The organism is Roseococcus pinisoli (assembly GCF_018413645.1).
Taxonomy (GTDB): domain Bacteria; phylum Pseudomonadota; class Alphaproteobacteria; order Acetobacterales; family Acetobacteraceae; genus Roseococcus; species Roseococcus pinisoli.
Map to the genome: position 1 here is coordinate 1 of NZ_JAHCDA010000010.1, position 5,125 is coordinate 5,125.

Sequence of the window (5,125 nt, forward strand, 5' to 3'; positions counted from 1 at the left end):
AGTGCTCCAGGGAGCGGCGGATCCGGCCGGCCTCGATCCGTACGATTGAATCCAGCTGCGGGTCAAAGCTCGCATCGCGACGAAAGACGGTGGTGGCGATCGTATAGGCTTTGACGCGGGCCGATCGGCCTTCCAGGGCCTCCTCGACGACATAGGCCAGGAAATTCCGGTTCCGCTCGGATGCATCGAAACCGGGGGAGTCAAGGATCCGGCGAAGCTGTTCTCGGACAGCATCTGGCGGCACGTCATTATTATGATCGTCGCCCATCCGGCCCCCCCTGAACGGGGCATATTTGCCCCCGTACTTCCTGGTGTCTTGGGCGCTGTCCGACAGCAGGAGGGTTTTGGCGCAAAATAAGACGGGGGCGCAATGATTTTGGAGGGGATCTGCGACCTGAAGACCGTGGGCGGATCGGTCAGGCCACACGGGTGGCCCTTGCGCTAACTGTTACGTACGTGAGGCGATACCTGCCCGTGGCCAAGATCCGTCTTGGACGGCGGCGCGGTTGTCGATCGTCGCCTTGCTGTCTTTCGATCAAATGAACGCAGCCGATCGGATGCCCCGCTCATCCGTGGGACGGAACCACCGTGGTCGATCCTTCACTCAACCTGGACGCCGTCATCGCCCGGTTTCCCGAACACGGTCTGCTGATCCGCCTGCTCTGTCTGTCCGATCCCCGGTTCCGGAGCCTTTGCGAGGAGTACGGGCTTGCCTGCATGTGTCTCGCCAGGTTCGAGGGGCTGGGCGGCGTGGCACACGCGTCGGAGATCGAGGAATACCGATCGCTGATCGCTTCTCTGGAAGCGGAGATCGCGCAGTTCTTTTTGAAATCCGCCTGAATTCAGCGCCGCAGGCACAGGCGAACGTCACCGTGAATGACATCGAATACCTCGTCCAAGCGTTGTTGCGCCTTCCCGACGTGCCGCATCGTTTGGCCGACCGGAATCGAACTCGATCACGGCAAGGGGAAGCGCCTTCCGCCTACAAGGCGGTGATCGTGTCGGGTCACAACAGCAATCTCTCTCAAGGTTGGGACCTCCTGATGGCAATACGGAAATTCCTCTGGGCCACGGCCGCATTAGCCTCGCCGCTGGCGGTACAGGCGCAGCCGGTGTCGGGTCTCTATGTCGGAGCCGGAGCTGGCGCGAACTGGGGTGACGCGACTGATCTGCGCCAGAATGGCAGCATGACGGCTGGCCTGCGCAGCGCCGGTTTCCCGGCCAATAACGGCCGCACCACTTTTCAGACCGGATACGTCGGCGTCGTCAGCCTGGGCTACGGCTTCGGCAATGGGCTCCGGCTCGAGGGCGAGATCGGCTACCGCAATAACGACACCAATGGCATTTCCGGCTTCGGTCCGCTGGTGAACAGCGGCCGCATTCCCGGCACCAACGGCACCCGGCATTCGGGCAGCTTCATGGTGAACGCTCTTTATGACTTCCATATCCCCGCTGCGCCCTGGGTGATGCCCTATGTCGGAGCCGGTGCTGGCGTCGCCCTCACCGGCTACACGGGCAACGCCTCGAGGTTCACGGTCCCCGGAACCCTGGTGCGGACCGACTACAATGGCGACGTCGCGGTCTTCGCGTACCAGGCGATCGCCGGCCTGGCCTTCCCGATTGCCTCGGTGCCGGGCCTCGCGGTCACCGCAGAGTATCGTTACTTCGCCACGACCGAGGTGAAGTACTCGTCGACGGCGAGCTTTGCCCCGACCGGGCGCCAGCTCGCCACGGGCTCCATCACGGTGGACAACGGCAACCACAGCGCGCTGCTCGGACTGCGCTATGCCTTCAACGCGCCGCGTCCGGCTCCCGTGGTTGTCGCGCCTGTTGCCCCCGCGCCGGCTCCCGCCCGCACCTACCTGGTTTTCTTTGACTGGGATCGTGCGGACCTGACCGACCGTGCCCGACAGATCATCGCCGATGCAGCGCAGAACGCCCGCACGGTGAACTCGACGCGCATCGAGGTGTCCGGCCACGCCGACCGCACCGGTACGGCTCAGTACAACCAGCGCCTGTCGGTGCGTCGCGCCGAGGCGGTTGCCACCGAGCTCGTCCGCCGTGGTATCGCCCGCAACGAGATCACGATCCAGGGCTTCGGCTTCGATCGTCCGCTCGTTCCAACGGCGATGGGTGTGCGCGAACCGCAGAACCGCCGCGTCGAGATCATCCTGCATTGAGGAACGGCCATGTGCCGTGCACCCGGCCTTTCGACGTTATTCGCGCGAGACGCTCTACGACGATAGAGCTGACTCTTTATCGGCCGTCTTTCCGTCAAAGGGCCGGGTCCGACATTCTCACGCGAATGCCGAGATCCGACCAACCCCGTTTCGACGAATCTGCCACTGGGCCATCGAGATGATGGGCGATCGGCATGTTGGGGGAAGCGCTGAGCTCTCGCCCTTGGATCGGGGCTGACCTCGAGGTCCTGCTTGGTCTGCCGCTGCCGCTCAGGCTTTACAAGACTGGCGATGACTTGCCCCGTTGCGCCATCCTCGTGGTTCGCCGCGCGCGGTGGTCGCAAAACCCGGACCGACGTCCATGGCCGCCAAGGCCAACGCGTCGGCCGGGGTGCACCACGGATCCTAATGCCCCGACAAAACGAGCAACCTAAACGGCATCAGCAAGGCTTGTATTCGTAGCAGGATGGCGTGGACCAGCCCGACCGCATCCACTGCGTGCAGGGCGATTCCGCGCAGAGTGCCGACGCCTGGCTGCGACAGAGCCTCATGATTCGAAGTATAGGCATTGGCGATGCAATGACTTCCCGGAACGACGCCATCCAGCCCGCCCTCGTAGAGCGGGTCCAGCGAGACCAGGACGGTACCCGGCTGGCGAAACTGCTGAACATCGAGCAACTGCTCGCCGCCGCGAATCTGCCCGCCCGCCACGAAGGGCTGCACCTGCGTGACCACCATCGGGATTACGACCCAGGGCTGCGAGATGCAGACGGCCTCCGCGATCATTCCGACCCGCATCACCTTCGCCTCGATCTGCCCGAAGCCCGCGGCCAGCGAGCGATTGCGGATGCCCAGCCCCTCGGGCACGAGCACGCCGGCCGGGCGCAGCATCGGGTTCACGATATCGCCTACCTGAAGCAGGAATTGCTCGACTCGGCCGCTCACCCCGGCGCGGATGATCGTCTTGTCCAGCTCCGCCTGCGCCTGTGCGAGGGCGGCCAGGGCGCTGGCCCGCTCGGCGGGCAGCTGGTCCGAGATGCGGGCCGCCACGGCCTGGCTCGCCGCCTGCGCGGCCGCGACGCCGGCTTCCCGCGTCTGCACCAGCACCTCCACACGCTCGACTTCGCGCCGGGCCACGACATCGAAGTTCCGCCGGGTCAGTTCCCTCTTCACAGCCAGCTCATCGGTGGCCTGGCGCAAAGCGCCTTGGGCTTCGAGGATCCGTGCACGGCTCGAGGACAGGTCCGCCTGTGCGACCAGCATTGAGGCATCCACCTGGGCGATGGCGCGCCTGGCCGCCTCCACCGCCGTCTGCTGCGTCTCGTCGGCCAGCCGGAAGAGAGGCGTCCCAGCCTCCACCGCTTGGCTTCCGCGCACGAAGATCTCGGCCACCCGTCCATTGGTCTGGGGAACGATCGGCACGGCCCGGAACACCGAGACGACGTAGTTGCTCGAAGGGTGGAAGTAGAAGACCAGGGTAATCAGGCTGATCGCCAGCAGCAGGCAGGTAACGATCCCCCAGCGGAGCTCGAACCAGACCGAGAAGAGTGTGATCTCATGCCCGATCCGCTTGCCCTGGACGTAGCGACGGAAGAGGTAATCCGGCAGGATCGTGACGAGCGAGCAGAGCAGGATTTCCAGCATGGCTCAGTGACCGTCCTGCTCGACCGACATGGCCGGCGGCACCTTTTCCTCCAGGGGCGCTTCAGTGGTGTCGCCACCTCCCGGGGGTAATCCGGCGATCCGCTCATTCGAGCCGGCGATCCTCCGAAGCGGGCCAGTGAAATCCGGTAAGTCGATCAGGGCCAGAAGTAGGCCCGCCACCCAGAAGATGTGGAGATGGGTAAACAGGGCCAGCAGGCCGAGCACCGCGACGATCTCAAACTGAAGTTTGTGCCCTCTATGCGCCATTCGCTCCGGAAGCGTGTGCAGTCGCAAAAAGAGGATGCCGAAGGTCACGATTGCCGCCAGCAGGAAAATACCGGTGGCCACCATCACCACGTCCGATCCATCCGGGCCAGCAACGAAAAGGGGCAAGTGGTGGGGAGCGGCGGGGTGGAGTGTCGTGCTCATCGCAATTCTCTCCCAATATGACTTCGACCCTTTCCGGCAGCAGCTCGTCCCGGGACGGCCGGCTGCGCCGAAGGACCGAAAGCGAGAGGAGGCAAAGTCCACTCGCTCGGTCTGGACGAGAAATAAGGCCCGATTTCCTTTTCAGCCCGGGCGTCACTGGCTTCGCGAAGGTAGCCGGCTCGTCCACCGGCCCAGAAAGGACAGGTCGGTGCCTTAGCGCATCGGCTCGATGGAAACTGCCAGGGCTTCCTCGTAGACCATGTCCACCTGATCGCCCACGCGCAACGTGCGGACGAACTCCAGGACTTCCGGGTTCCGCGGGGTGACCGTGCGGGAGAGATTGCCCGGCCCGGTGAAGGTGACCGCGCTCGTCTCGCGATCGATCGCCGTGATGGTGACGCGGGCGGCGTGCACGCGGGTCATCTCGCCCCCCGGGCGAGCCGCCTCGCGCGAGATGCGCTCCCCGGCAAAGGGCGGTTCCGCTGACCCAGCCCGCGGGCGAGCCACTCGGGCAGCCAGCGCCTGATAGTAGTGCACCGTCACGCGGTCGCCGGGGCGGATCTGGTTGAGGCGCTGCACACGGCTGCCGACGACCATGCTCACCAACCTGCCGGACTGGGCGCCGGACTGGCCGCGTATCAGCACCTCCCGGGAGGTGGGATCCACCGTCTCGATGACACCGTTGAGCGTGATGGACTCCTCGGTATCTATGGAAGACTGGCATGCCGAGATCGCGGGGAGGGCAAGTGTTAGTGGCAGCGTTAGGAAGAGGCGGCGGTTCATCGAGATCCTCCCGATCTGGTGTTTCGCAGGCGTGATCGCCCTTGAAAACCTAGAGCCGGCTTGCGGTCGCCCGGCAGGGAGTTGACGTT

At 64.8% G+C, this 5,125-nt stretch carries 6 protein-coding genes; 2 read left to right on the forward strand and 4 right to left on the reverse strand.

Features of this window, described 5'->3' with window-relative positions:
• Window positions 1-268: hypothetical protein (locus KHU32_RS22910; protein ID WP_456315957.1), on the reverse strand; the 268-nt coding region annotated here is incomplete at its 3' end.
• Window positions 269-588: 320 nt separating this feature from the next.
• On the opposite strand from KHU32_RS22910, the gene KHU32_RS22915 reads away from it, so the two are divergent.
• Window positions 589-840, forward strand: coding sequence for a hypothetical protein (locus KHU32_RS22915; protein ID WP_213672508.1), 252 nt, complete (start codon window positions 589-591; stop codon window positions 838-840).
• A 32-nt stretch (window positions 841-872) separates the two neighbouring features.
• Window positions 873-2,180 (forward strand): OmpA family protein, encoded by a 1,308-nt coding sequence (locus KHU32_RS22920; protein ID WP_347265593.1) that lies wholly within the window; start codon window positions 873-875, stop codon window positions 2,178-2,180.
• 405 nt (window positions 2,181-2,585) lie between these two features.
• Here KHU32_RS22920 and KHU32_RS22925 read toward each other — a convergent pair whose 3' ends face one another.
• The 3 genes from KHU32_RS22925 to KHU32_RS22935 form a co-directional block, all read right to left on the reverse strand.
• Complete coding sequence (locus KHU32_RS22925) at window positions 2,586-3,824, reverse strand: HlyD family secretion protein (RefSeq protein WP_213672509.1); 1,239 nt, start codon at window positions 3,822-3,824, stop codon at window positions 2,586-2,588.
• Between the two features lie 3 nt (window positions 3,825-3,827).
• Window positions 3,828-4,253: a hypothetical protein gene (locus KHU32_RS22930; protein WP_213672510.1), complete on the reverse strand. Its 426-nt coding sequence runs from the start codon at window positions 4,251-4,253 to the stop codon at window positions 3,828-3,830.
• A 213-nt stretch (window positions 4,254-4,466) separates the two neighbouring features.
• Window positions 4,467-5,036: a hypothetical protein gene (locus KHU32_RS22935; RefSeq protein ID WP_213672511.1), complete on the reverse strand. Its 570-nt coding sequence runs from the start codon at window positions 5,034-5,036 to the stop codon at window positions 4,467-4,469.
• Between the last annotated feature and the right edge of the window lie 89 nt (window positions 5,037-5,125).